The sequence below is a fragment of the Streptococcus ratti FA-1 = DSM 20564 genome (genome assembly GCF_000286075.1).
In the GTDB taxonomy this organism is placed as follows: Bacteria; Bacillota; Bacilli; order Lactobacillales; family Streptococcaceae; genus Streptococcus; species Streptococcus ratti.
The window spans coordinates 33,893-58,931 of record NZ_AJTZ01000006.1 but is presented as its reverse complement, the minus strand read 5'-3'; the positions used below and the strand labels follow the sequence as shown (position 1 = coordinate 58,931).

The 25,039-nt window shown below is 41.4% G+C and carries 23 protein-coding genes and 2 tRNA genes; 16 read left to right on the top strand and 9 right to left on the bottom strand.

All coding sequences use genetic code 11. The annotated features are described in order from the left end of the window. On the top strand, nt 1-564 hold the full coding sequence (locus SRA_RS09490) for a TIGR01440 family protein (RefSeq protein ID WP_003090296.1): 564 nt from the start codon (nt 1-3) through the stop codon (nt 562-564). A gap of 29 nt (nt 565-593) precedes the next feature. Here the strand turns inward: SRA_RS09490 and SRA_RS09485 are convergent, their stop codons facing one another. After that, the gene (locus SRA_RS09485) at nt 594-1,457 is read right to left on the bottom strand and encodes a mechanosensitive ion channel family protein (RefSeq protein WP_003090295.1); all 864 of its coding nucleotides are present in this window, start codon (nt 1,455-1,457) and stop codon (nt 594-596) included. Between the two features lie 105 nt (nt 1,458-1,562). Next, on the bottom strand, nt 1,563-2,378 hold the full coding sequence (locus SRA_RS09480; RefSeq protein WP_003090294.1) for a formate/nitrite transporter family protein: 816 nt from the start codon (nt 2,376-2,378) through the stop codon (nt 1,563-1,565). A 236-nt stretch (nt 2,379-2,614) separates the two neighbouring features. Here SRA_RS09480 and tig point away from each other — a divergent pair, with 236 nt between their 5' ends. From tig to pyrG, 4 genes are all read left to right on the top strand, one after another. Continuing rightward, a complete protein-coding gene (tig, locus tag SRA_RS09475; protein WP_003090293.1) occupies nt 2,615-3,898 on the top strand; it encodes a trigger factor in 1,284 nt (427 codons plus the stop codon). Between the two features lie 240 nt (nt 3,899-4,138). Continuing rightward, complete coding sequence (locus SRA_RS09470) at nt 4,139-4,798, top strand: HAD family hydrolase (protein WP_003090292.1); 660 nt, start codon at nt 4,139-4,141, stop codon at nt 4,796-4,798. A 119-nt stretch (nt 4,799-4,917) separates the two neighbouring features. Then, nucleotides 4,918-5,508, top strand: coding sequence for a DNA-directed RNA polymerase subunit delta (gene rpoE / locus SRA_RS09465; RefSeq protein ID WP_003090289.1), 591 nt, complete (start codon nt 4,918-4,920; stop codon nt 5,506-5,508). Between the two features lie 144 nt (nt 5,509-5,652). After that, nucleotides 5,653-7,257, top strand: a complete 1,605-nt coding sequence (gene pyrG, locus SRA_RS09460) for a CTP synthase (RefSeq protein WP_003090286.1) — start codon at nt 5,653-5,655, stop codon at nt 7,255-7,257. 595 nt (nt 7,258-7,852) lie between these two features. Here the strand turns inward: pyrG and SRA_RS09455 are convergent. Further along, nucleotides 7,853-8,035 carry a hypothetical protein gene (locus SRA_RS09455; RefSeq protein WP_003090268.1) on the bottom strand — a complete coding sequence of 61 codons (183 nt, stop codon included), beginning with the start codon at nt 8,033-8,035 and terminating at the stop codon, nt 7,853-7,855. Between the two features lie 637 nt (nt 8,036-8,672). Between SRA_RS09455 and SRA_RS09450 the strand changes: the two genes are divergently transcribed. The 11 genes from SRA_RS09450 (at nt 8,673) to SRA_RS09400 (ending at nt 18,758) form a co-directional block, all read left to right on the top strand. Further along, nucleotides 8,673-8,758: transfer RNA gene (locus SRA_RS09450), tRNA-Leu, on the top strand. 138 nt (nt 8,759-8,896) lie between these two features. Next, nucleotides 8,897-9,778, top strand: coding sequence for a class II fructose-bisphosphate aldolase (locus SRA_RS09445; RefSeq protein ID WP_003090265.1), 882 nt, complete (start codon nt 8,897-8,899; stop codon nt 9,776-9,778). A gap of 466 nt (nt 9,779-10,244) precedes the next feature. Beyond that, a tRNA-Thr gene (locus SRA_RS09440) sits at nt 10,245-10,317 on the top strand. Between the two features lie 106 nt (nt 10,318-10,423). After that, nucleotides 10,424-10,612, top strand: a complete 189-nt coding sequence (gene rpmB, locus SRA_RS09435; RefSeq protein ID WP_003090262.1) for a 50S ribosomal protein L28 — start codon at nt 10,424-10,426, stop codon at nt 10,610-10,612. Nucleotides 10,613-10,710: 98 nt separating this feature from the next. Further along, nucleotides 10,711-11,076 carry an Asp23/Gls24 family envelope stress response protein gene (locus SRA_RS09430; RefSeq protein WP_003090259.1) on the top strand — a complete coding sequence of 122 codons (366 nt, stop codon included), beginning with the start codon at nt 10,711-10,713 and terminating at the stop codon, nt 11,074-11,076. After that, complete coding sequence (locus SRA_RS09425) at nt 11,076-12,737, top strand: DAK2 domain-containing protein (protein WP_003090256.1); 1,662 nt, start codon at nt 11,076-11,078, stop codon at nt 12,735-12,737. Before SRA_RS09430 ends, SRA_RS09425 begins: the two co-directional genes overlap by 1 nt. Before the next feature lie 345 nt (nt 12,738-13,082). Further along, entirely contained in the window at nt 13,083-14,786 is a 1,704-nt protein-coding gene (locus SRA_RS09420) for an acetolactate synthase large subunit (RefSeq protein ID WP_003090254.1), read from the top strand. Next, entirely contained in the window at nt 14,779-15,261 is a 483-nt protein-coding gene (gene ilvN, locus SRA_RS09415; RefSeq protein ID WP_003090251.1) for an acetolactate synthase small subunit, read from the top strand. Before SRA_RS09420 ends, ilvN begins: the two co-directional genes overlap by 8 nt. A 61-nt stretch (nt 15,262-15,322) precedes the next feature. Beyond that, complete coding sequence (ilvC, locus tag SRA_RS09410; RefSeq protein ID WP_003090249.1) at nt 15,323-16,345, top strand: ketol-acid reductoisomerase; 1,023 nt, start codon at nt 15,323-15,325, stop codon at nt 16,343-16,345. A 212-nt stretch (nt 16,346-16,557) separates the two neighbouring features. Then, a complete protein-coding gene (gene ilvA / locus SRA_RS09405) occupies nt 16,558-17,808 on the top strand; it encodes a threonine ammonia-lyase IlvA (protein WP_003090247.1) in 1,251 nt (416 codons plus the stop codon). Nucleotides 17,809-17,870: 62 nt separating this feature from the next. Continuing rightward, nucleotides 17,871-18,758: an SPFH domain-containing protein gene (locus SRA_RS09400; protein WP_003090246.1), complete on the top strand. Its 888-nt coding sequence runs from the start codon at nt 17,871-17,873 to the stop codon at nt 18,756-18,758. Nucleotides 18,759-18,993: 235 nt separating this feature from the next. Here SRA_RS09400 and SRA_RS09395 read toward each other — a convergent pair whose 3' ends face one another. From SRA_RS09395 to SRA_RS09370, 6 genes are all read right to left on the bottom strand, one after another. Beyond that, nucleotides 18,994-19,629, bottom strand: a complete 636-nt coding sequence (locus SRA_RS09395) for a TetR/AcrR family transcriptional regulator (RefSeq protein ID WP_003090244.1) — start codon at nt 19,627-19,629, stop codon at nt 18,994-18,996. A gap of 22 nt (nt 19,630-19,651) precedes the next feature. Further along, nucleotides 19,652-20,800 carry an ABC transporter permease gene (locus SRA_RS09390; RefSeq protein ID WP_003090241.1) on the bottom strand — a complete coding sequence of 383 codons (1,149 nt, stop codon included), beginning with the start codon at nt 20,798-20,800 and terminating at the stop codon, nt 19,652-19,654. After that, nucleotides 20,800-21,519, bottom strand: coding sequence for an ABC transporter ATP-binding protein (locus tag SRA_RS09385; protein ID WP_003090240.1), 720 nt, complete (start codon nt 21,517-21,519; stop codon nt 20,800-20,802). The genes SRA_RS09390 and SRA_RS09385 overlap by 1 nt, the downstream gene beginning before the upstream one ends. 192 nt (nt 21,520-21,711) lie before the next feature. Continuing rightward, on the bottom strand, nt 21,712-22,323 hold the full coding sequence (locus SRA_RS09380; RefSeq protein ID WP_003090988.1) for a VanZ family protein: 612 nt from the start codon (nt 22,321-22,323) through the stop codon (nt 21,712-21,714). A gap of 404 nt (nt 22,324-22,727) precedes the next feature. Beyond that, entirely contained in the window at nt 22,728-23,468 is a 741-nt protein-coding gene (locus tag SRA_RS09375) for an amino acid ABC transporter ATP-binding protein (protein WP_003090232.1), read from the bottom strand. Then, on the bottom strand, nt 23,468-25,021 hold the full coding sequence (locus tag SRA_RS09370; RefSeq protein WP_003090231.1) for an ABC transporter substrate-binding protein/permease: 1,554 nt from the start codon (nt 25,019-25,021) through the stop codon (nt 23,468-23,470). Before SRA_RS09370 ends, SRA_RS09375 begins: the two co-directional genes overlap by 1 nt. Between the last annotated feature and the right edge of the window lie 18 nt (nt 25,022-25,039).

The following is a 25,039-nucleotide window of genomic DNA, read 5'->3' as shown; positions in this document are numbered from 1 at the left end:
ATGGATTTACAAGAAATACAAAAACAAACGCACACCATTATTGCTGACATCATTGAGCGCTCGGCTATTAAAAAAGGTCAGGTTTTTGTGCTCGGCCTATCCAGCAGTGAAGTTGCTGGCGGTGTGATTGGGCAGAATTCCAGTCTTGATATTGGCGAAACGATTGTTAAGACAATTTTGTCTTATCTTAATGACAGGGACATTTATCTGGCAGTTCAGGGTTGTGAGCATCTCAATCGTGCTCTGGTGGTTGAGCGTGAACTGGCTGAGAAAAAAGATTTAGAAATCGTCAATGTTCTGCCGACTCTTCATGCTGGCGGGAGCGCTCAGCTAGCAGCCTTTAAATACATGAAAGATCCTGTTGAGGTTGAAGAAATCACAGCCCATGCAGGTCTTGACATTGGCGATACCGCTATCGGTATGCATGTTAAGCGTGTACAGGTTCCCTTGCGCCCTGTTCTGCGAGAGCTGGGCGGTGCCCATGTAACTGCCTTGGCCAGCCGTCCCAAACTTATCGGCGGCAGCCGGGCAGATTATCAGCCGGATCCTATTCGCAAATTTTAAAAACCAGCCCTCTGACAAAGGGGCTGGTTTTATTTTTGAAACTGAGGCCTAGTCATGGTATTAGCTGTAGGCAAGGCAATACCGGCAGCTGTAAGTGCTTCTTGATAGATACGGTAAAACGTATAGTAGATATGATTTTGTCTGCCGTTTTGGACAAAGATGTCTACCCGAAAGACCATCTGTCCTGTTGCTGCGGATGGTGTTGCGCCTAAGAGATTGGGGATACCAACGATTTCAGGATAATTGGGAACATTTTCTTCATTGACTTTGTTGATAACAGCAGTCACTGTTTCAAGATTTGTATCTGCGTAAATGGGAATATCAATCTGCGCCCGCATATCACCGCGGGACAGATTGCTGACAATAGTAATGCTGCGGTTGGGAATGAAGTGCAGGGTTCCGTCAAAATCACGGATTTGTGTGGTTCTTATCCCGACACTGACAACCGTTCCAGCAATAGTTCCGGTCACCGCATTTAACTTGACAGAATCACCAACATCAAACTGACGCTCAAGCAAAATGAAAAAGCCGTTAACCAAATCAGAAAGGAATCCTTGGGCACCGAGTCCTATAGCAACACCTGCAATTCCTGCTCCGGCTAAAAGACTTGAAACTGGCAGTCCGATAATCGCCAGCATCCAGTAAATCAGCAGAAAATAGAGGCTGTAATCCATCAGGTTGTGAAAGAGTTTAACCAAGGTTTTTTGCCGAGCCTGACTGTATTTAGCCAGAAACATAGACTTGGCAATGGTTTTTTTAAAAAGGTAGTTGATGACCTTTTTGGCGATTGCAAAAACGACAAGTAAAAGGACGATGGACAGGATTTTGGAAGAAAACTCAAGCACCATCTTTTCAAAATTAAAATTACCCAGATAAGAAGTTATAAATTTCATGGTTTTAGTGTATCAAAAAAACCGAAAATTAAAAAGAGGCTGACAGAAAGTGCTATCCAATCAGGATACAAAACCAATCAGCTTTTCTAATTCTGTTAATTTTATTTAGTGTTCCTTATGAGAGGTCTGCGTTTGATTGAGCCAAGCATAGGCTAAACCGATGAAAACACCGCCGCCGATCCAGTTGCCAAAGAACACGACAATCCACTGGCGCAGGACATTGATGAGCTCTAATCCTTTAATGTGTTCAACAGAGCTGAAAGCAGCCAGCATGAAGGAAGCAAAATTGGCAATCAAATGCTCATTGATTAAAAAGACAAACATGAAAATCGCTGATAGGGCAATGGTAATTTTGGCGCTTTCTTCTTTGAGAAGCATGTAGCCCAGAATAGCAATATTAACGAACATGTTGGCTGTAATGCCTTCGAAAAAGTTTTGCCAGTCCGTTTTAGCCAGCTTTGTCTGAACGGCATTGACTAAAAAACTTTTGTTGGTCAGCTGATCAAAGGAGAATGACTGATTAAAAAGCCAAGCCAAAATAATGGCGCCGATGAGATTGAAAAAGGTACAGGTTACTAAAATGACTGTGGCCTTTTTGAAAGAAATGTGTTTGTAGTAAGCTCCCGAAGACAGAAACATCATATTCGATGTCGCTAATTCGCCGTTGAAAAGTAAGACATAAACCAAACCAAAACTAAAAATAAAGGCGAAAGCGAAACGTCCAAAGGCAGGAGAAAACTGGGAGATGACATCAGCCGCGATGGCACCGACAGCAGTACTCATTGTTAAATAGGCTCCTGCAAACATGGAACGCAAGGCGTAGCGCCCGAGGCTTTCATCAAAAAGAGCCTCTTTTTTACGGCAGGCTGCAGCTATTTTTTCCTGAAAAGGACTAGGTGTAGCAGTTGTGGTATGAACCATAAGAGTACCTTTCTAAAAAACGATTTTGAAAATTTTGGTCATTTTCCCTTACATTATATCTTTTTTTAAGAAAAATGAAAAGGGTTTCAGAAAAAAGATGAGTTTTCTCAAGTGAAAATACATTTTGTTTCTTTCTCTGAAATTTAGCCGCCTTTAAATAGAAGAAAAAACTTCCAAATTGACAATAAATGTGATAAACTGGAAAGTGCAAATAAATTTTAAGGAGAAATGACTTCATGTCTACATCATTTGAAAACAAAGCTACAAATCGTGGGGTTGTTACGTTCACGATTGGCCAAGACAAGATTCAGCCGGCTCTTGACCAAGCCTTCAATAAAGTGAAGAAAAATATTTCAGTCCCAGGATTCCGCAAAGGACATATTCCACGTACTGTTTTTAATCAAAAGTTCGGTGAAGAAGCTCTTTATGAAGAAGCTTTGAACAGTATTTTGCCATCAGCCTACGAAGGAGCTGTTGCGGAATTGGAACTGGACGTCGTAGCTCAGCCAAAAATTGATGTTAAATCAATGGAAAAAGGCCAAGACTGGGAAATTACTGCAGAAGTGGTAACGAAACCGGAAGTAAAACTTGGTGATTATAAAAACCTTGAAGTATCAGTAGAAGAGTCTAAAGAAGTTACTGATGCAGAAGTGGATGAAAAAGTTGAGCGCGAACGCAGCAACTTAGCTGAGCTCGTTCTGAAAGAGGACGCAGCAGCTGAAGGTGATACTGTCGTTATTGACTTTGTCGGTTCAGTTGACGGTGTTGAATTCGACGGCGGCAAAGGTGACAACTTCTCCCTGGAACTGGGCAGCGGCCAGTTTATTCCTGGTTTTGAAGATCAATTGATTGGCAAAAAAGCTGGTGAAACCGTTGACGTTAACGTTACCTTCCCAGAAGATTACCAAGCAGCTGACCTTGCTGGCAAGGATGCTAAATTTGTAACGACCATCCATGAAGTCAAAGCTAAGGAAGTTCCAGAATTGGACGACGAATTAGCTAAAGATATTGACGAAGAAGTGGAAACTTTGGATGAATTAAAAGCTAAGTACCGTAAGGAACTTGAAGCGGCTAAGGAAACTGCCTATGATGATGCAGTTGAAAGTGCAGCGATTGACTTAGCTGTTGCTAATGCTGAAATTGTTGAATTGCCGGAAGAAATGATTCATGATGAAGTTCATCGTGCTATGCAGGAATTTATGGGCAATATGCAGCGCCAAGGGATCTCGTCAGAAATGTACTTCCAATTGACTGGTACAACTGAAGAAGACCTTCACAAACAATACGAAGCTGACGCTGACAAACGTGTTAAAACTAACCTCGTTATTGAAGCTATCGCTAAAGCTGAAGGATTTGAAGCTTCAGACGAAGAAATTGAAAAAGAAATCACTGACCTTGCAGCTGAATACAGCATGGATGCGGAGCAAGTACGCTCACTTCTTTCGCCTGATATGCTCAAGCACGACATTGCCATGAAAAAGGCTGTTGATACTATTACAAGCACAGTAAGCGTTAAATAAGCCTGCTTCATTGTTTTTCTTAAACAGGACTTGGGGAATTTGCTCCAGGTCCTTAATTTTTTTCAGGAATTTACAACATGAGCGAGGTTTAATCAAAGTCTGTAACTGCAGAAAAATGAAATAAGCAGCCTTGGGGCAGATTTCTTCACCTTTTTCTAGTAAGGCGTTTAATAGCCTGTTATAATAAGATAGAAGAAAAACGCAATTGCATCTAGTCTTTAATGCAAATGAGGAGTTACTATGATAAAACTAATTGTTTTTGATATGGATGGTGTCATCGTTGATACCGAGTATCTGGATTTTCAATTGCAGCAGGCCTATATAAAAGAAATTGCCAAAGAACCGTCTAAGCTAACGCATGAGGATTTTTCCCAGCTGGTTGGCCGATCCGGCAAAGATTTGTTAACGAGAATTAAAAAACTCAGTCAGCTGGATCTTGCTGATGAAGTAATTGAACAGGGGCTGCAAAGGATTGAAGCGCAAAAATATCGCAAGGAAAGTTATCTGCCGCTGTTTCGAAAAGACATCTTTGCTGTGTTGGAATATGCTAAGGCTAATCACATTACCTTGGGACTTGCTTCGTCAACGCAAAAGAAGTACATTTTAGAAATTGTGACTAACTGCGGAATCAAGGACTATTTTGCTGCCATTGTCAGCGGTGAAGATTTTGAAGCCAGTAAGCCTGATCCGGCCATTTATCTGTCGGTTCTTAAGCGCTTAGGCATTCCCAGCGAACAGGCGCTTGCTGTTGAAGATTCGCCCTCAGGAATTGCGGCAGCTAAGAAAGCAGGCATGCAGACGGTCGCCTATGAAGAAAAACGCATGAACATTGATCAGTCGCAGGCTGATTATGTGGCTAAAGACATGTTAGATATTTTGGAGTATATCAAGTCTCTTTAACTAAGGGCAGACCTGCTGTATAAAGGTCAGATAAGGAGGGAATCGTACATAGATCTCTTTTGACTTACTGCTAAAAATATCGTAAAATATAAGTTAACGACAAAATAAGGAGAACCACCTTGGAATTAGAAGTATTTGCTGGACAAGAAAAAAGCGAACTCTCAATGATTGAAGTTGCCCGTGCCATTTTAGAAGAACGCGGCCGGGACAATGAGATGTACTTTAGTGATCTTGTTAATGCTATTCAAGTTTATTTGGAAAAATCGGATTCAGATATTCGTCACGCGCTGCCTTACTTCTATTCAGATTTGAATACTGACGGCAGTTTTATTCCGCTTGGTGACAACAAATGGGGTCTGCGCTCTTGGTATGGCATTGATGAAATTGATGAAGAAATTGTCACTCTCGAAGACGATGAAGACGGTGCGCCAAAACGTAAAAGAAAACGTGTCAATGCCTTTATGGACGGCGACGAGGACGCTATCGACTACAGTGATGACGATCCTGAAGATGAAAGCTTTGATACACCTGAAGAAGACACTGACTACGATGATGATAATCCAGATGATGAAAAGTCTGAAGTGGAGTCTTATGATTCTGAAATCAATGAAATTATTCCGGATGAAGACTTGGATGAAAATGTTGATTTAGATGAAGAAGATGACGACTACTCTGACGATGACGAAGAAGATGATGACGACGAAGAGTAAATTTTCCTGTCTGTTTCTGCATTGACAAATGAAGTCAGATAGTTTATATTATTTACTGGGCACCTCTTTTGAGGTCGGTGTAAGCTCTCTAATCTTAGGGAGCATTTTTCTTTTTTCTTCCCAAATTAAACAAAGGAGCATTTAATGACAAAGTATATTTTTGTAACCGGCGGTGTTGTTTCTTCAATTGGCAAAGGGATTGTAGCTGCAAGTCTCGGCCGTCTTTTGAAAAATCGTGGTCTCAAGGTGACCATTCAAAAATTTGACCCTTATATCAATATTGATCCGGGAACGATGAGCCCTTATCAGCACGGTGAAGTTTATGTGACCGATGATGGTGCTGAGACGGACCTTGACCTTGGGCATTACGAACGTTTTATTGATATTAATCTCAATAAATATTCGAATGTAACAACAGGAAAAATATACAGTGAAGTCCTCCGTAAAGAGCGCAAAGGAGAGTACCTCGGAGCTACTGTTCAGGTTATTCCTCATATTACAGATGCTCTGAAAGAAAAGATTAAGCGCGCTGCTACCACTACTGATTCAGACGTCATTATCACTGAAGTCGGGGGAACTGTCGGTGATATTGAAAGCCTTCCTTTTCTGGAAGCTCTGCGCCAGATGAAAGCTGACGTGGGTTCTGATAATGTTATGTATATTCACACCACCCTTCTTCCTTATCTTAAGGCAGCCGGTGAGATGAAAACCAAGCCGACTCAACACTCGGTTAAGGAATTGCGCGGTTTGGGAATTCAGCCAAATATGCTTGTTATTCGGACGGAAAAGCCTGCCGAACAAGGCATTAAGAATAAATTGGCGCAATTCTGCGATGTGGCTCCAGAAGCCGTCATTGAATCGCTTGATGTTAACCATCTCTATCAGATTCCGCTGAATCTGCAGGAGCAAAACATGGATCAAATCGTTTGCGATCATTTAAAACTGGACGTGCCGGCTGCCGATATGACAGAGTGGTCTGCCATGGTTGATAAGGTGATGAACCTTAAGAAAACTACTAAGATTGCCCTTGTCGGGAAATACGTGGAGCTTCCGGATGCATATCTGTCTGTGGTTGAAGCTCTGAAACATTCGGGTTATGTCAACGATACGGCCATTGATTTTGACTGGATCAATGCCAATGATGTGACTGCTGAAAATGTTGCTGAATTGCTGGAAAATGCAGATGGTATCATTGTGCCGGGTGGTTTTGGCCAGCGCGGTACTGAGGGTAAAATTGAAGCCATTCGCTATGCGCGTGAAAATGATGTTCCCATGCTTGGCATCTGCCTTGGTATGCAGCTGACCTGTGTGGAGTATGCCCGTCATGTTCTCAATCTTGAAGGGGCTAATTCTGCTGAGCTGGATCCAAATACAAAATATCCCGTTATCGATATTATGCGTGACCAGATTGATATTGAAGATATGGGAGGAACGCTGCGTCTGGGACTCTATCCATGTAAATTAAAGCCGGGCAGCAAGGCAGCGGCAGCTTATAACAATCAAGATGTGGTTCAGCGCCGCCATCGCCACCGTTATGAATTTAACAATGCTTATCGTCAGCAGTTTGAAGATGCCGGCTTTGTTTTCTCAGGCGTATCTCCGGACAATCGCTTGGTAGAAGTTGTAGAACTTTCAGACAAGAAATTTTTTGTAGCTGCTCAGTATCATCCAGAACTGCAGTCACGTCCTAACCGTCCTGAGGAGCTCTATACAGCTTTCGTAACCGCGGCAGTTGAAAACAGTCGTTAAAAAAAGAGATTGAATGAAAATCTCAGTTTATTAAGCTCTATAATGTCTGTAGTGGGTAACTCCACTGTTGGTATTATGGAGCTTTTTGAATGTATCAAAAAAGTCTCATATAATTTATAATGAATATTTTGTGGCTTTTCATTATAGATTATACGGGACACTTAGGCATTCATAACATGAATCGGAATAAAGCTTAAAGATCCAAATAACAAAATTTTGTTATTTGGATCTTTGATATAATTGACAAATAGTAGAAAAGGAAAGAACAATTTAGTTTGCTCCATTAAGATAAGTCAACCTATAGTTGAAGTGTGCCTTGTCAATAATTGCTCATTTCAAAAATGAAAAAATCATATTAGCTATTACTAAGATACATTCTAGCATAAAAATTCCAAAACAGATAAGCTTGACAGTACCACTTGGGCTACGTTTAGAAATTAAGACTAATGCTGCGAAACTTAATAATATTAACGAGTAAACAATATATATCATAATATTCAACTCAATCTCTTTATAATGGGGTATTATAACCGACGCCGGCACCAAGAACAGCCCAAGCAATGGCACTAGTAGCAACAATTCCGGCTTCAGTAGCCTAACCAAAACCAGGGATACACATAACTGGAAGTGCAGCAGCCCCGCTAATTGCACCAACAGCAGCACATCCAACATCGGTAACCCAACCAAAGCCAGGAATAAGTGCAAGTGGAGCAGCAGCTTCTGCGCCTAATGCAGCGCCTCCGATAAATCCTGAGACACCACCAGCAATGGCTCCCACCCAACCTTCACCTTGTACTTATTCAAGGTAGTCAGTATCTAAAGTTTCAAACGCTTCGAAAGCTAAAGTATTCATACTAAATCTCGTTATTAAATGAATAAAAATAAACGTAATTTCGATATTTGTTACACTAAAGAAAATTAGTCAACAAAACGAACACGCGTATAGCTTAGTTCTTTTTTAGAAAGAATTCAAGGGGATTTTTAGTGTTGTTATCAGTTATTCATTTTATAGAAATTTTTTATTTATTTTTCTGGATTTTTTTACTTTAGTTTTTAAATTGTTTTAATCCAAACTTACCATCGCTGTAATTGGAAAATATCACTGTTTTTTCAGGAAAAAGTATTATACTGGCCTTAAAATATGAATTTAATAAGTAGAATGTTGCTATTTTTATTTCCTAGAGATTTTGCTGCTGCTACTCATCTGAAGTTAAAATGGCTAAACATACTACAGTGGTGACATCTTAGGAGAGGATCGCGGCTTTTGCAAACGTATTTCTCAGTGTCAAGTGTTTTGATTTATACTTTATAACGATAGCTTCAATTACTTTCCTCAGTTTTTGCAACTCGAATGAAAAAAGCTTAAAAAACTCTTGACACTGCCTTAGTTAGTTGATATAATTTATTTTGTTGCTGCGGGGATGGCGGAATTGGCAGACGCGCAAGACTAAGGATCTTGTGACCGCTTTTGGTCGTGAGGGTTCAAGTCCCTCTCTCCGCATAGCATATTAGCTGGCTTTTAGCCAGCTTTTTTGTTTTGGTGAGTTTTCAAGAAAAGGCTGGAAATTTTACTGTAAAAGTGATAAAATAAACAATGTAATGGGGTTGCCCCAAAAAATATTTAGGAGGCCTTTAAAAAATGGCAATCGTTTCAGCAGAAAAATTTATCCAAGCAGCTCGTGACAACGGTTATGCAGTTGGTGGATTTAACACAAACAACCTTGAGTGGACACAAGCTATCCTGCGTGCAGCAGAAGCTAAACAAGCTCCAGTTCTTATCCAAACATCAATGGGTGCTGCTAAATACATGGGCGGTTACAAACTTTGTAAAGTGTTGATTGAAACTCTTGTAGAATCAATGGGCATTACTGTACCAGTGGCAATTCATCTTGACCACGGTCACTATGAAGATGCACTTGAATGTATCGAAGTCGGTTATACTTCAATCATGTTTGACGGTTCACATCTTCCAGTTGAAGAAAACCTTGAAAAAGCTAAAGAAGTTGTTGAAAAAGCACACGCTAAAGGTATTTCAGTTGAAGCTGAAGTTGGTACTATCGGCGGTGAAGAAGATGGAATCATCGGCCGCGGTGAATTGGCACCAATCGAAGATGCTAAAGCAATGGTTGAAACAGGCATTGACTTCTTGGCAGCAGGTATCGGAAATATCCACGGTCCATATCCAGAAAACTGGGAAGGCCTTGACCTTGATCACCTGAAGAAATTGACAGAAGCTGTTCCAGGTTTCCCAATCGTGCTTCACGGCGGATCAGGTATTCCTGATGATCAAATCCGTGCTGCAATCAAACTCGGTGTCGCTAAGGTTAACGTGAATACTGAGTGTCAAATTGCATTCTCTAATGCAACTCGTGCCTTTGCGCGTGCTTATGATGCAAATGAAGCTGAATACGATAAGAAAAAACTCTTTGACCCGCGTAAATTCTTGGCAGATGGCGTTAAAGCTATCCAAGCAGCTGTTGAAGAACGTATTGATGTCTTTGGTTCAGAAGGTAAAGCTTAATTTTGCTGAACCGATCAATCAAGAAGCTCCCATCTATCCAGACGGGAGCTTTTGTTATCATGAACTAAAATAGAGTCTTGGTGTGAAGAGTGTATGTTAGAAGCGATTGTTGAAATAATTTTTCATATTCTGTTTGAAGTTCCCAAAGATAAAAAGTTGGGTTCTTTAATGATTTGACTGACTTTTTATCTTGTATTAGCCTTTGTGATTAGCTTAATGATAGGTCTTTATGTGCTTATTATGATTCTTTGGGCATTGTTCAAGCCACTAGCCATATTTCTGATTCTTGTGCTGTTTGCCGTAATTATTTGCCTTGTTATGATGTTGAAAAGCCTGTATCAGCTATGGAAGCAAAAAATAAGGAATTAAGCGATCAGCTAAGCGTCTGTCGTTTTCAGAAAAAACTTAGTGACCATTGCCTGTTTCTGTTGACAAAATTTGTAGAAATAGTAAAATACTACTGTTAGCCGATTTAGCTCAGTTGGTAGAGCAACGCACTCGTAACGCGTAGGTCACAGGTTCGAGCCCTGCAATCGGCATTTTAGATATTTTTTGCAAGACTATTGTCAAACAGTTGGTATTTTGCTATAATATTACGGTATGTGGTGAAAACACCCCTAGACTAAGCAGGAGGAAAACAGATAAATGGCTAAAGTATGTTATTTTACAGGACGCAGGACTGTATCAGCAAATAACCGTTCACATGCGATGAACAAGACAAAACGCACAGCAAAACCAAACCTTCAAAAAGTGACTGTTCTTATTAACGGAAAACCTAAAAAAGTTTGGGCTTCAGCACGTGCGCTTAAATCTGGTAAGGTAGAACGCGTTTAAAAAGCGAGGAGAGTCTTAGGACTCTTTTTTTGTTAATTTTTTACAAGATATCTATATTATGGTAAAATAAGCTGATAAAAACTTTTTGAGGTAGCAAAATGACAGTAAAAATTAATACAAAAGACGGTCAAATTGAATTGTCAGATGATGTGATTGCAACAGTTGTTGGCGGTTCAGCCAATGAAATCTTCGGAGTTGTCGGCATGGCCAGCAAGAGTGCTATCAAAGATAATTTTCAGGCACTGCTGCGCAAGGAGAATTATTCTAAGGGTGTTGTTATCAAATCAACCGATGCAGGTATTTCAGTTGATGTTTACACTGTGATGAGTTACGGCGTTAAAATCAGCGAAGTATCTAAAAATATTCAAGAGCGCGTCAAGTTTAATCTTGAAAATCAACTGGGCATTTCTGCTGATATGGTTAATGTCTATGTGCAAAATATTAAAGTTGTGGGAGAAGATTAGTGGCTAATATTACAACAAGTTTATTCCAAGGGATGGTTCAGGCGGCTGCAACACGCCTTGGTAAACAAGCAGAATATGTCAATTCACTGAATGTCTTTCCTGTCCCGGATGGTGATACAGGTACTAATATGAGCATGACCATGGATAATGGTGCTAAGGAAGTTTCTGATAAACCGGCTTCAACAGTTGGAGAAGTCGGTCAAATTCTTTCCAAGGGATTGTTAATGGGAGCACGCGGCAACTCAGGTGTCATTACTTCTCAGCTTTTCCGCGGTTTTGCTCAAAGCATCAAAAATAGAAAAGAACTTACAGGCAAGGACTTGGCTCAAGCACTTCAAGCTGGGGTTGAGGTAGCTTATAAGGCTGTTATGAAGCCGGTTGAAGGGACTATTTTGACAGTATCGCGCGGAGCTGCGACAGCTGCCATTAAAAAGTCTGAAAATACAGATGACGCTGTTGAGGTCATGCGAGCTGCAGTCAATGGGGCTAAAGCGGCGTTGGCTAAGACACCGGATCTGCTCCCTGTTTTAAAAGAAGTGGGTGTTGTTGACTCGGGCGGCCAAGGATTAGTTTTCATCTATGAAGGTTTTCTGTCGGCCTTAACAGGAGATTATATTATGTCAGAGGACTTTCAGGCTACTCCTGCCAACATGACAGAAATGATCAATGCTGAACATCATAAGTCTGTTGCCAGCCATGTGGCAACAGAAGATATTACTTTTGGCTACTGTACAGAAATTATGGTGGCGCTCAAGCAGGGTCCAACCTACGTTAAGGATTTTGATTACGAAGCCTTTCGGAATTACTTGAGTAATTTGGGAGATTCCCTCTTAGTCATTAACGATGACGAGATTGTTAAAGTCCATGTTCATAGTGAAGATCCGGGACTGGTCATACAAGAAGGACTCAAATACGGAGCTCTTGTTAAAGTAAAAGTTGATAATATGCGCAATCAGCATGAGGCTCTTCAGGAAAAAGAGATAGAACCAAAAGCCAAAGAGTTAAAGGAATATGCTTTGATAGCTGTTGCGGCTGGTGAAGGCTTGGCGGAAATCTTTAAATCACAAGGCGTAGATTATATTATTTCTGGCGGTCAGACCATGAATCCGTCTACAGAAGATATTGTTAAGGCTATTGATTCTGTTAATGCTAAGAATATTATTATTTTACCGAATAATAAAAATATCTTTATGGCTGCCCAAAGTGCTGCGGATGTTGTTGATGTTCCGGCTGCAGTTGTAGAAACACGAACGATTCCTCAAGGGTTTACCAGCCTTTTGGCCTTTAATCCTGCCAATTCTTTGGACGATAATGTTGCGGCTATGACAGACAGTCTGGCAGATGTTGTCAGCGGAAGTGTAACTATGGCTGTCCGCGATACAACTATTGACGGTCTGACGATTCATAAAGATGATGTTTTGGGCATGGTTGATGGTAAAATCTTAGTGTCCAATTCAGATATGGATCAGGCACTGCGTCAAACATTTGAACAAATGATTGACGATGACAGTGAAATTGTTACCATTTATGTTGGTGAAGAAGGCACTCAAGAACAAGCACAGAAATTAGCTGCGGATCTTGAAAAGCGATATGAAGAAATAGAAGTCGAAATTCATCAAGGAGACCAGCCTGTCTACCCTTATTTGATGAGTGTGGAATAAAAATACAATCATATAAAAAGTTGGGGAAAACCCTCAAAATATTAGAAAAGCTTAGCATCAAGCTGTCAAAAAAACTTGAGGCTAAGCTTTTTTGTTGTCGTTGCTTATTTCATTTTGATTAGGTGTTAAGTTTTTTACTATATTAATAAGACCCTAAGGAAAAATCTCTTAGAGCAGTTTTACTGGATGATTAATCTGGACTTGAAATTTAGCTTAGACAAATCAGTGAAAATTAGGGCAGATAATTGTCAAATGCACTTGCAAAATTTTTCAAAAGTGTTATGATATTAACTAAGTGATTTGAATTTTTTGAAAATTTGAACAATAATTGCAAAGGAGGTTCCCGTGGAAAAAATACAGCTTGAAAGTCCGAGATCAGGATCAGAATTACTGCTTGATACCTTGGAAAATTTAGGAATAACAACCATTTTTGGTTATCCCGGCGGTGCTGTTTTGCCACTCTATGATGCGATCTATAAAAATGATGCTATCCGTCATATTTTAGCCCGTCATGAGCAGGGAGCGCTGCATGAAGCGGAAGGCTTTGCCAAATCTACAGGGGAACTTGGTGTAGCTGTGGTGACAAGCGGTCCTGGTGCCACAAATGCCATCACCGGAATTGCGGATGCCATGAGTGACAGTGTGCCTATATTAGTTTTCACCGGTCAGGTTGCCACACCTGGTATTGGTAAGGACGCCTTTCAGGAGGCGGATATTATTGGTGTTACTATGCCTATCACCAAATATAATTACCAAGTTCGTGATACAGCAGATATTCCGCGCATTGTAACTGAGGCTGTTCACATTGCAACAACAGGGCGTCCCGGTCCGGTTGTTGTTGACCTGCCTAAGGATGTTTCTGAGAAAATGGTCAGTTTTTATTACAAGACCGACCTTAATGTCCCTGGTTATCAGCCGACCATTGAGCCAAATAACTTACAGGTCAGAAAAATTTTGTCCCAGCTTAAAAAGGCAAAGAAGCCCTTGATTTTAGCGGGAGGCGGCGTTAATTATTCGGAGGCTTCTGCAGAATTGGTTGCCTTTGCCGAACGTTATAATATTCCTGTTGTGTCTACACTTTTGAGTTTGGGAGTGATGCCGATTGAGCATCCTCTGTCTCTGGGCATGGGAGGAATGCATGGTTCTTACGCCTCTAATATGGCGCTGACAGAGTGCGATTTCCTCATTAATTTTGGGTCTCGGTTCGCCGATCGGCTGACAGGCAATCCTAAGACTTTTGCCCAAAAAGCCGTGGTTGCTCATGTGGATATTGATCCGGCTGAAATCGGTAAGGTTGTCAAAACGGCTATTCCAGTTGTGGGAGATGCCAAGCAGACTTTAAAGCAGCTGCTGGAGGCTGATAAGGTTTCTACAAGGCATCGGGAATGGACAGACAAAGTTCTGCAAAACAAGGCCAAAGCTCCTTTCAGTTATAAGTTTGATGAAAACATTATCAAACCACAGCATGCGATTGAGACAATTGGCAAGCTGACTAAAGGAGAGGCGGTTGTTATTACAGACGTCGGCCAGCATCAGATGTGGGCTGCTCAGTTTTATCCTTATAAAAATGAACGTCAGATTATCACATCAGGTGGATTGGGAACGATGGGCTTTGGTATTCCTGCAGCCGTTGGTGCCAAGCTGGCAAATCCCAATAAAGAAGTTGTATTGTTTGTCGGAGATGGTGGCTTTCAAATGACCAATCAGGAATTGGCTATTTTGAATGGCTATGGTGTTCCAATCAAGGTTGTTTTGATTAACAATCATTCGCTGGGCATGGTTCGCCAGTGGCAGGAGTCCTTCTATGATGAACGCCGGAGCGAGTCAACCTTTGATGACGAACCAAACTTCCAGCTTTTGGCTGAGTCGTATGGGATCACTCATTATAAGTTTTCCAATCCGCTGACTTTGGAAAAAGATCTGGAAGTTATTTTGGAAAACAAACCGATGTTAATAGAAATTAATATTTCCAATCGTGAACATGTTTATCCAATGGTACCGTCAGGTAAGAGCAATGCGGAAATGTTGGGGGTGACTTTTAATGCGTAGAATGTTAACAGCCAAACTTCAAAATTCCACCGGGGTTCTCAACCGTTTTACCGGAGTTCTGTCCCGACGGCAGGTGAATATTGAGTCTATCTCAGTCGGTCATACTGAGGTTCCCAATATTTCCAGAATTACCATTATTATTGATGTTGATTCTTTGGAGGAAGTCGAACAAATCATTAAGCAGCTCAATCGTCTGATTGACGTTGTCCGTGTCCGCGATATTACGGATCAGCCTCATTTGGAACGTGAGGTAATCCTGATAAAAGTGGCAGCTCCGACCAGCAAGCGTGCAGAAATTTTAGCGATTATCCAGCCTTTTCGTGCCAGTGTTATTGATGTGGCACCAAAGTCTATCACCATCCAAATGACTGGAGATGCAGATAAGATCGAAGCGCTTATTCGGGTAATCCAGCCTTATGGCGTTAAAAATATTGCTCGTACCGGAGCGACAGGTTTCACCAGAGACCTATCCTAATTTTGTTAACCCTTGCCTAATTGGCAATAAAAAAATATTTTAGAAAAGAGATTTTTTATTTATGGCAGTAGAAATGTTATATGAAGCAGATGTAAAAACAGCAGCACTTAACGGTAAAAAAATTGCCGTTGTCGGCTATGGTTCGCAAGGCCATGCGCATGCGCAAAACTTACGTGATTCAGGCCACGATGTGATTATCGGTGTTCGTCATGGTAAATCATTTGACAAGGCCAAAGAAGACGGTTTTGATGTGTATGAAGTAGCAGAAGCTACTAAATTAGCTGATATCATCATGATTTTAGCGCCGGATGAAATTCAGGCAAAACTGTATGCTGATGAAATTGCTCCTAATTTAAGTGCTGGTAAAGCCCTTGGCTTTGCTCATGGCTTTAACATTCGCTTTGAATACATCAAAGCACCGGAAGATGTTGATGTCTTCATGGTCGCGCCAAAAGGACCTGGACACTTAGTCCGCCGTACTTACCAAGACGGTTTTGGTGTTCCTGCTCTCTTTGCTGTTTATCAAAATCCAACTGGCAATGCACAGGACATTGCAATGGATTGGGCTAAAGGTATTGGTGCTGCGCGTGTTGGGCTTTTGGCAACAACCTTTAAAGAAGAAACTGAAGAAGACCTCTTTGGTGAACAAGCTGTTCTTTGCGGTGGTTTAACGGCTCTTATCGAAGCTGGTTTTGAAGTGCTGACTGAAGCTGGCTATGCTCCAGAATTAGCCTACTTTGAAGTTCTGCATGAAATGAAATTGATCGTTGACCTTATTTACGAAGGCGGCTTTAAGAAAATGCGTCAGTCTATCTCAAATACTGCTGAATTTGGCGATTACGTATCAGGTCCGCGTGTAATTACTGAGCAAGTAAAAGAAAACATGAAGGCTGTTCTTACTGATATTCAAAATGGTAAATTTGCTCAATCATTTGTTGATGATTATCAAAATGGACGTCCGCGCCTTGAAGCTTATCGCAAAGAAGCTGCCAATCTTGAAATCGAAAAGGTTGGAGCTGAGCTTCGTAAAGCAATGCCATTCGTTAACCAAAACGACGACGATGCTTTCAAGATTTACAACTAATAAAACGGTTAAAAATACCGGAGAATATCCGGTATTTTTAGTTGTTTGAACGTTTCTGGCTTTGTAAGCTATAGAGTTTGGCAGTTCCTATAAATGCTGACAAATAACCGGCAATATGCTGAGTTTTGTCCGTCTTTGTAAGCTCTGTCTATCATTTTATAAGTTTTTTTGTTATAATAAATAGACTGAATATTTTGAAAAAGAGGAAAACTATGATTTCAGCTAGAGATGTGGTTGCGGCTAATGATGTGCTAAAAAATGTCGTTGTCCGTACACCGCTTGAATTTGACCGTTATTTGTCTGAAAAGTACCAAGCGACTGTTTATTTAAAGCGTGAAAATATGCAAAAAGTGCGTTCTTTTAAACTGCGCGGTGCCTACTATGCCATTTCGCAGTTATCTGATGAGGAAAAGTCTAGAGGTGTTGTCTGTGCTTCTGCGGGCAATCATGCTCAGGGGGTTGCCTATACTTGTAACGAAATGAAAATTCCTGCAACTATTTTCATGCCCGTAACGACTCCTCACCAAAAGATCAATCAAGTGCGGTTTTTCGGTGGTTCTTTCGTTGATATTAAACTGGTAGGGGATACTTTTGATGCCTCAGCTCAGGCTGCTCAGGATTATACTAAGGCTGAAGGGATGACTTTCATCGATCCTTTTGATGATGAAAACGTTCAAGCTGGTCAAGGAACAGTGGCTTATGAGATTTACGAACAGGCCCAGGAAGACGGTCTGAGCTTTGATGCGATTTTAGTTCCAGTTGGCGGCGGCGGCTTAATTTCAGGAATTGCTGCTTACATCAAGGATGTTGCACCAGAGATTGAAGTGGTCGGTGTTGAAGCTATGGGGGCACGCAGCATGAGGGCTGCCTTTGATAAGGGGCATCCGGTCAAATTGGAACATATTGATAAATTTGCCGATGGAATTGCAGTGCAAAAAGTCGGCCGTTCAACCTATGAGGCGGCAAGAAAATATGTTGATAGACTCATAGGTGTTGATGAGGGCTTGATTTCTGAAACTTTGATTGATATGTATTCTAAGCAAGGCATCATTGCAGAACCTGCAGGTGCAGCCTCTATTGCAGCGCTGGAAGTTATGAAAGAAGACATCAAGGGTAAGACGGTTGTCTGTGTGATTTCCGGCGGCAATAATGATATTAATCGGATGCAGGAAATGGAAGAGCGCGCGCTGATTTATGACGGGGTCAAGCATTATTTCGTGGTCAATTTTCCACAGCGTCCGGGAGCCTTGCGTGAATTTGTTAATAATATCTTAGGGCCTAATGATGATATCACGCGTTTTGAGTACATCAAACGAGCTAATAAAGGGACAGGACCGGTTCTCATCGGAATCACTCTGGCTGACAAGAATGACTATCAGGCTCTGATTGATCGCCTGAGTGCTTTTGATCCGAGCTATATCAATTTGCATGGAAATGAAAGCCTGTATAATATGCTTGTCTAAGTTTCCTTGTCAAGACCTAAGGAATAGTTTATAATAAGTGAAACATAAATAAGGAGATTATTATGGGAATTTTTATCTTTCTGTGTATCGTATTGTTATTTTGCATTATTTTAATTGCCAGCGGTCTGTACGTTGTCCGTCAGCAGACAGTCGCCATTATTGAACGTTTTGGGAGATATCAGGTAACGTCCAGCAGTGGAATTCATTTGCGTCTTCCGTTTGGTATTGATAAAATTGCAGCGCGTGTTCAGCTGCGTTTATTGCAGTCAGAAATTATTGTTGAGACCAAGACCAAGGACAATGTCTTTGTTACTCTCAATATTGCGACGCAGTACCGTGTCAATGAACAAAATGTAACAGATGCTTACTATAAACTGATGCGCCCAGAAGCACAAATCAAATCTTATATTGAAGATGCTCTGCGTTCATCTGTTCCTAAGCTGACCTTGGATGAACTGTTTGAGAAAAAAGATGAGATTGCCCTTGAAGTTCAGCATCAGGTGGCAGAAGAAATGTCAACTTATGGTTATATCATTGTGAAGACTTTGATTACCAAGGTTGAACCAGATGCTGAGGTCAAGCAGTCCATGAATGAAATCAATGCGGCTCAGCGTAAACGGGTAGCTGCTCAAGAATTAGCAGAAGCTGATAAGATTAAGATTGTTACAGCAGCCTCTGCGGAAGCAGAAAAAGATCGTTTACACGGTGTTGGTATCGCCCAGCAGCGTAAGGCTATTGTTGATGGCTTGGCTGAGTCTATCGCTGAGCTCAAACAAGCTAATGTTGGTATGACAGAGGAACAGATTATGTCTATTTTGTTAACTAACCAATATCTTGATACTCTGAATCAGTTTGCCGCAGGCGGCAATCAAACCGTTTTCCTGCCAAATAATCCAGAGGGTGTCGAGGATATGCGGACGCAGATTTTATCAGCTTTAAAAGCACAGTAAGGACATAAAATATGACTGATAGGGCGTAGGCCCGTCTCTGAAATTAATATAAAAACGAGAAAATCGCTGAAGCTGCACGTCTTAAAGTAACCAACATAAGTACTGACGTGTGATAAAGAGTTAAAAAGAGCAGAAGTCAACTCAATTCCTTAGGGAGAACAGTTTGACTTTTGCTCTTTTTTGGTTTATGTAAAAAGGTTTTGAAAGGGTTGGTTGCTTGTTAGTTTTTAGGTTCTTAATCCGGCAGAGTCAGCAGTGCCAGGATTTGTTTTTCAATGAGAGCCAGATCCTCTTTTTCGGCTGAACTGGGAAGGTTAAAAATAAAGCGCTGAGCAAAGTAGGCAAAGAGCAGACCGACATTAATTCGAACAACCTCTAAAGCACTGAGATTGCTGATCTGAGAATTGTTTTCTTTTAAAACCTGCCAATAATTTGTAAAGTCCGCAGTTACTGCTGTTTCAATATTTGCCATCAGTGTTTGCCGCAATTCAGCATTGACCAGACACTCTTGGATAAGAATTTTAATCAGCTCTGCGTTTTGCACTAAAAAGTGAAAGCGATCCTGAACGATAAAGTGGACAGCCTCTTCTAAGTTGGTATGAGTTTTTAATTGAGGCAGAAAAGCTTTTTTCAGCTCAGGAATCATGGGCTGCATGATTTCTGCCAGCAGGTCGCTTTTGGTTTTAAAATATTTGAAAATGGTTGCCTGACTGACACCGGCTTTGTCAGCGATTTGGGCGGTAGAAGTACCGCTGTAGCCTTTTTGAGAGAAAAGCTCAATGGCAGCAGTCAGAGTTTTCTTTTTTCCGGCCGGCATTTTATGATGTTCTAACCAGTCACGGTAGTTGCCTAAAATATTATTTTTGTCCATAGTTACCTCATTCTTATCTTCATTATACCTTGCGGTAACGTTTAAGTCCAATAATATTAAGAATTGTAAGAATGAGAAGGAAAATCAGGAGGGAAAAAAGATCGCCTGTGAGGCTCAAAATACTGGTGCCGTGCAGCACGACTTTAGACAGAGCGTGTCCGGCATAATAAAGAGGAAGAATTTTTCCGGCTGCCTGCACCCAATCTGCCATCGTATCCAAAGGAATGATCCCTGAAAAGAAAAGCTGCGGGACAATCACTAAAGGGATGAACTGCATCATTTGAAACTCTGAGCTGGCAAGTGTTGACAGCAAGATACCAAAGGAAAGAGCAACAAGGGCAAAGAGAATGTTAATCAGGATGACATGGGCGATACTGCCGGCTACCTGAAGGTCTAAAAGCCAGATGGTTGATAGGACAATAACGGTTGTTTGGATGGCAGCGATAAGACCGTACGACAGCATATAGCCAAAAACAATGTCAGAACGTTTAACAGGAGTTGCCAGAAGCCTATCGAGGGTTCCTGAGGTTCTTTCTTTAAGAAGAGCCATACCAGAGATGAGAAATACAAAGAAGAAGACGAAAAAGCCCATAAGGATTGGTGTCATTTTGGTAAAGAACGTTGTATCTTTATCTCCGTAAATATATTTTTCAGACAGTTTTACCTTGCTTTTCAGGCTGTCTGCAGGCTGTATTTGCTGGGTTTGAGGATCTTGTCTGCTGTTGCCTGCTTGCGGCAGTCTTGCAGTTGTTTTTTGTGCTTTTTGCAGCTGGTTGATTAAATCCTGAATCTGATTTTGCTTGAGAGTGCTCTTTAGGATTTGCCGGCTTAGGCTGGTTTTGCTGGGATCGGTATTGGCGTAAGCAATCTCGTAATGTTCCTTACCTTTATAAACAAGGACTGTATCTGCCTTTTCATCCTTCAATGCCTTGATGGCAGTGCTTTTATTGTCATAAGTTTTCAGGCTGATGTTATCGAGCTTATCCAGTGAAGCAGAAAGTGTCTGCGGAAGATCAACCGCAGCGAAGGTCACCTTGGTTTCAGTGCTGACTGTAAATGCGATATTCATAAGCCACATAATGATGACAGGTGCTAGAAAGAGCAGTGCCAGCGAGCGTTTATCACGCAGCAGCTCAATTAAAACTTTTTTTGAAATGGCTAAAATTCTCATCATAACTCTCCTTCGGCTTTTAAGAAAACGTCTTCAATAGAATCAACGGCATAAGCTGATTTTAGGTTTTCTGGGCTGTCAAAAGCTATCATTCGGCCGTTAAGCAGCAAACCAACCTTATCGGTCAGTTCGGCTTCGTCCATCACGTGTGTCGTCAGTAAAATACCGACACCGTCTTTTTTTAATTGATGCAGTTCCTGCCAAACTTTGCGGCGCAGGGCAGGGTCAATGCCCACAGTGGGTTCGTCCAGAATCAAAAGCCGAGGATTGCCCAGCAGAGCAATGGCTAAAGACAAGCGGCGTTTCATACCTCCGGAATAGCCTGAGACCGCTTTGTTTAGATGCTCGGATAAGTCAACAACCTGACAAGCATGGCTGATGGCTTCTGGGATATCACGTCTGGATAACCCCTTCATCTGGGCGAAGAATTCCATGTTTTCTAAGCCAGATAGGGATTCATAGAGGGCATCGGACTGGGCCATATAGCCAATCTCCCCAAGTACATGGCGGTTGGGCATGCGGTGGCTGAGGACGAGAGCATCTCCACTGTCAGCTTTTTCCATGCCCAGCATGGTTTTAATCATGGTCGATTTTCCCGCTCCAGACGGACCGATTAAACCGATAATTTCACCTGGGTCTAATTCAAAACTGACCTCGTTGAGAACAACCTGCTTACCAAAGTTTTTTCTTAGGGCCTGCAAATTTAGTAATTTTTCCATAGGATCCTCCATAAAGTAAGATAGTGATTAATCACTAACCTATACAACGACTATTATAGTGAGTAAATGCTCACTTGTCAAGAAAAAATTCTTCTTTATAGAATTGACAGCACGTAAAATGGGAACAGAGAAAATCAGTTTTGTCGACCGAACGATTTTCTCTGTTCCCTTAATATGAATATCACTGAGCTTTTAAAAGTCTGTGCAGCCTTTGCCAATCATGTGTTCATTGATCCATCTAGGCAGGCGGCTCATATGGAAGAAATTACCAATAAGCAAACTAATAAAATTTAAACTGATATCTCCTAAATCCAAAACACCGAGATGAAAGACATACTGGCAGCATTCTAAAAGAATGAGTCCCAGCAAAGATAAACTGAGATTAGCTTTTGACGGTGGGTACAAAAATCCTAAAGGAATAAACATCAGTAGGTTCATTGCAGGAACGAATCTGCTGCCATTGGCGATGTCTTGGATAAAGGAGAGAGGATTGAGTACGAGTCCTTGGTGTCCTATATTTTTCAGGAAGATAACATAGATAAGCAGGAGGCTGTAAATGAGGTAGGAAATGATGATACTGGTCCTTTTAATCTGCTGCGTGCAGCAAAATTTGAGCAGGACAAAGGTGAAGTAGGATAAGATAAGAGTGATGATGACATTTAAGAATAAGGCAAAGTCCATGCCGTAATTTGAAATATAATGAGCATAGACTATCAAGAAGGTGTCATAGAACCATTTTGCCCCAATAAAAGAGGCCAAAAAGAGCAGGATATTAGCAGTAGAATGATTTTGTTTAGTTACCATAGTCTTGTCCTCCTTTATGTTTTGACTAATTATAACCGAGAAAACTTATAATTTCTTTAAGTCAAAAGGTAAAAGGATAAATCATGTCTGAAAAATAAAGGATCTATCATTTCTGCAGTGGTAAATCTCGCTAAGAGTTGGGTATAGAAAAAGCCCCAGAGGACTTATAATGAAAAACATCAACAATTGATTAAAAAATGACTGATGAAACAGCTTAAGAATACTACAGAATAACTTAAAATTAAAGGCCCTAACATTAAAAAAGACAGAACCGGCCTAGCTCTATCTAAATCTTAGCTTTTCATCACCCACTACAGCTGACAAAGAGCCAAACTAAAGAGAGCGAGACAGCAAAATCGATATCTGCGAAATCACGATTTTTGTCTCACTCTCAGTCTCTTACTTTATTTCAAAAAACGCTGTAAGAAAATCTTGGTTCTCTCTTCTTTAGGATTTTCAAAGATTTGCTGTGGCCTACCGCTTTCAGCAATGACTCCTTGATCCATGAAGATGACACGGTCTGATACGTCACGGGCGAAGTCCATTTCATGAGTAACAATCAGCATGGTAAGACCTGACTGAGCCAAGTCTTTGATGGTTTTTAAGACTTCTCCGACCATCTCAGGGTCAAGAGCAGAGGTCGGCTCATCAAAAAGAATGGCTTCAGGGTTGACAGACAAGGCACGGGCAATAGCGACACGCTGTTTTTGCCCTCCTGAGAGCTGACTGGGTTTTGCCTTCCAGTACTGCTCAGTCATTCCGACCTTGTTGAGATTTTCCTTGGCAATTTTTTCTGCTTCGGCATGCTGCCGTTTGAGAACGGTGGTCTGAGCGACAATGGCATTTTCCAAAACATTGAGGTTATTGAATAAATTGAAAGATTGAAATACCATACCCAGATTTTCACGGTATTTTGTCAGATCGTAGCCTTTTTCAAGGACATTTTGGCCGCGGTAGAGAATCTCACCGCCGCTGGGCTCTTCAAGCAGGTTGATAGAGCGCAGTAAGGTGGATTTGCCGGAGCCGGAGGAGCCGATGATTGAGATGACTTCTCCTTTTTTGACAGTCAAAGAAATGTCCTTGAGAACTTCGTTTTTGCCGAAAGATTTTTTTAAATGTTTAATTTCTAAAATAGTATCGGTCATTAATGCGTCTCTCCTTCAATTTGGGTATAGTTATCTTGGTCCATCTTTCTTTCAATCAGGCGGAGAATGCGCGTCACAGTAAAGGTTAAAATGAAATAGATAACAGCGATAATGAAGAACGTTTGGAAATATTGATAAGTCTGTGTGGCTACGGTATTCCCTGAGAAATAAAGCTCAACAACGGAGATAACATTCAATACTGATGTATCTTTGATGTTAATGACAAATTCGTTGCCTGTAGCCGGCAGGATGTTGCGGATAACCTGAGGGAGCACAATTTTTCTCATGGTTTGTCCATGGGTGAAACCAAGGGCTGTTGCAGCTTCAAACTGTCCCCTGTCAACAGCAAAGATACCGCCGCGGACGATTTCACTCATGTAGGCTCCGGTATTGATGGAAACGATGAAAATAGCGGCTAGCGTACGATCAAGGGAGACGCCAAAAGCTTGAGCAGTGCCGTAATAAATAACCATGGCCTGTACAATCATTGGTGTTCCGCGGAAGACTTCGATATAGACATTAAGCAGCCAGCCGAAAAGTTTTTGCAGCCAAGCTAAAATGAGATTAGAGGCCTTAGGTGCTGTACGGTAGACACCGATTAAAAGTCCGATAAGGAGCCCCGCAATCGTACCGATAATTGAGATTAGCAGGGTTACACCGGTTCCGCGCAGCAGCGCTTTCCAGTTGCTTTTAAGAATCTTGCTGACCTGACCGAAAAAGCTGGATTTGGTCTTTCCTTGGCTGCTGTTGTCGTGACTGGGCTGCAGGGGAATGATTTTATCCATCAAAGCAATCTGCTCTTTTAAAGGAAATTGAGCCAGCGCAGCATTAACCTGTTCTAAACGCGGATCCCCTTTACGCATACCAATAGCGATAGCAACATCGGATGAGCTGACCTTAAAACCCTTTTTCAGAGAAACCATTTTAAAATCTTTATTGGCCTTGATGGATGAAATAGCTTCCGGACGCTCGGAGACGTAGGCATCAATAACATTAGAGGCCAGAGCCTGTCTCATCTGAGAAAAATCACCCATAGCTGTTTCCTGCGAAACGTCTGGGATCTGACTGATAAGATTGTAAAGGTAAACGCCTTGCTGGGAGGTTACCTTGGCGCCTGAGAAGTCATCAAGACTTTCAGCCTTAGCGTATTTTCCGTCTTTGCGGACTACAAGAACCGGCTCGCTGGTATAGTAGCTGTCAGAGAAGGCAATTTGCTTTTTGCGTTCTTCTGTTGGGCTCATTCCGGCTATGATCATGTCAATTTTACCGGATGTAAGGGCCGGCACCAGCCCTTCCCATTTTGTTTTTACGATTAAGGGCTTTTTGCCTAAAGCCTTGGCAATTTTTTTAGCTGTCTGCACATCATAACCGTTGGCATACTGCTTTGTGCCTTCAATTTGAACAGCACCGTTGCGGCTGGTGTCCTGGGTCCAGTTGAAAGGGGCATAAGCAGCCTCCATCCCAACACGTAAATACTCATCTGCCTGGGCTCTTGTCATGCCTGCAAACAGCATGAAAAGAGCAGCAAGGCAGCTTAAAAATGTCTTTTTCATTAGAAGACTCCTGTATAA

Bases quoted from the DNA above. Each gene is read 5' to 3' on its own strand.
- SRA_RS09490 (WP_003090296.1), top strand. From the start codon at position 1: ATGGATTTACAAGAAATACAAAAACAAACGCACACCATTATTGCTGAC.
- SRA_RS09485 (WP_003090295.1), bottom strand. From the start codon at position 1,457: ATGAAATTTATAACTTCTTATCTGGGTAATTTTAATTTTGAAAAGATG.
- SRA_RS09480 (WP_003090294.1), bottom strand. From the start codon at position 2,378: ATGGTTCATACCACAACTGCTACACCTAGTCCTTTTCAGGAAAAAATA.
- tig (WP_003090293.1), top strand. From the start codon at position 2,615: ATGTCTACATCATTTGAAAACAAAGCTACAAATCGTGGGGTTGTTACG.
- SRA_RS09470 (WP_003090292.1), top strand. From the start codon at position 4,139: ATGATAAAACTAATTGTTTTTGATATGGATGGTGTCATCGTTGATACC.
- pyrG (WP_003090286.1), top strand. From the start codon at position 5,653: ATGACAAAGTATATTTTTGTAACCGGCGGTGTTGTTTCTTCAATTGGC.
- SRA_RS09445 (WP_003090265.1), top strand. From the start codon at position 8,897: ATGGCAATCGTTTCAGCAGAAAAATTTATCCAAGCAGCTCGTGACAAC.
- rpmB (WP_003090262.1), top strand. From the start codon at position 10,424: ATGGCTAAAGTATGTTATTTTACAGGACGCAGGACTGTATCAGCAAAT.
- SRA_RS09430 (WP_003090259.1), top strand. From the start codon at position 10,711: ATGACAGTAAAAATTAATACAAAAGACGGTCAAATTGAATTGTCAGAT.
- ilvN (WP_003090251.1), top strand. From the start codon at position 14,779: ATGCGTAGAATGTTAACAGCCAAACTTCAAAATTCCACCGGGGTTCTC.
- ilvC (WP_003090249.1), top strand. From the start codon at position 15,323: ATGGCAGTAGAAATGTTATATGAAGCAGATGTAAAAACAGCAGCACTT.
- ilvA (WP_003090247.1), top strand. From the start codon at position 16,558: ATGATTTCAGCTAGAGATGTGGTTGCGGCTAATGATGTGCTAAAAAAT.
- SRA_RS09400 (WP_003090246.1), top strand. From the start codon at position 17,871: ATGGGAATTTTTATCTTTCTGTGTATCGTATTGTTATTTTGCATTATT.
- SRA_RS09395 (WP_003090244.1), bottom strand. From the start codon at position 19,629: ATGGACAAAAATAATATTTTAGGCAACTACCGTGACTGGTTAGAACAT.
- SRA_RS09390 (WP_003090241.1), bottom strand. From the start codon at position 20,800: ATGAGAATTTTAGCCATTTCAAAAAAAGTTTTAATTGAGCTGCTGCGT.
- SRA_RS09385 (WP_003090240.1), bottom strand. From the start codon at position 21,519: ATGGAAAAATTACTAAATTTGCAGGCCCTAAGAAAAAACTTTGGTAAG.
- SRA_RS09380 (WP_003090988.1), bottom strand. From the start codon at position 22,323: ATGGTAACTAAACAAAATCATTCTACTGCTAATATCCTGCTCTTTTTG.
- SRA_RS09375 (WP_003090232.1), bottom strand. From the start codon at position 23,468: ATGACCGATACTATTTTAGAAATTAAACATTTAAAAAAATCTTTCGGC.
- SRA_RS09370 (WP_003090231.1), bottom strand. From the start codon at position 25,021: ATGAAAAAGACATTTTTAAGCTGCCTTGCTGCTCTTTTCATGCTGTTT.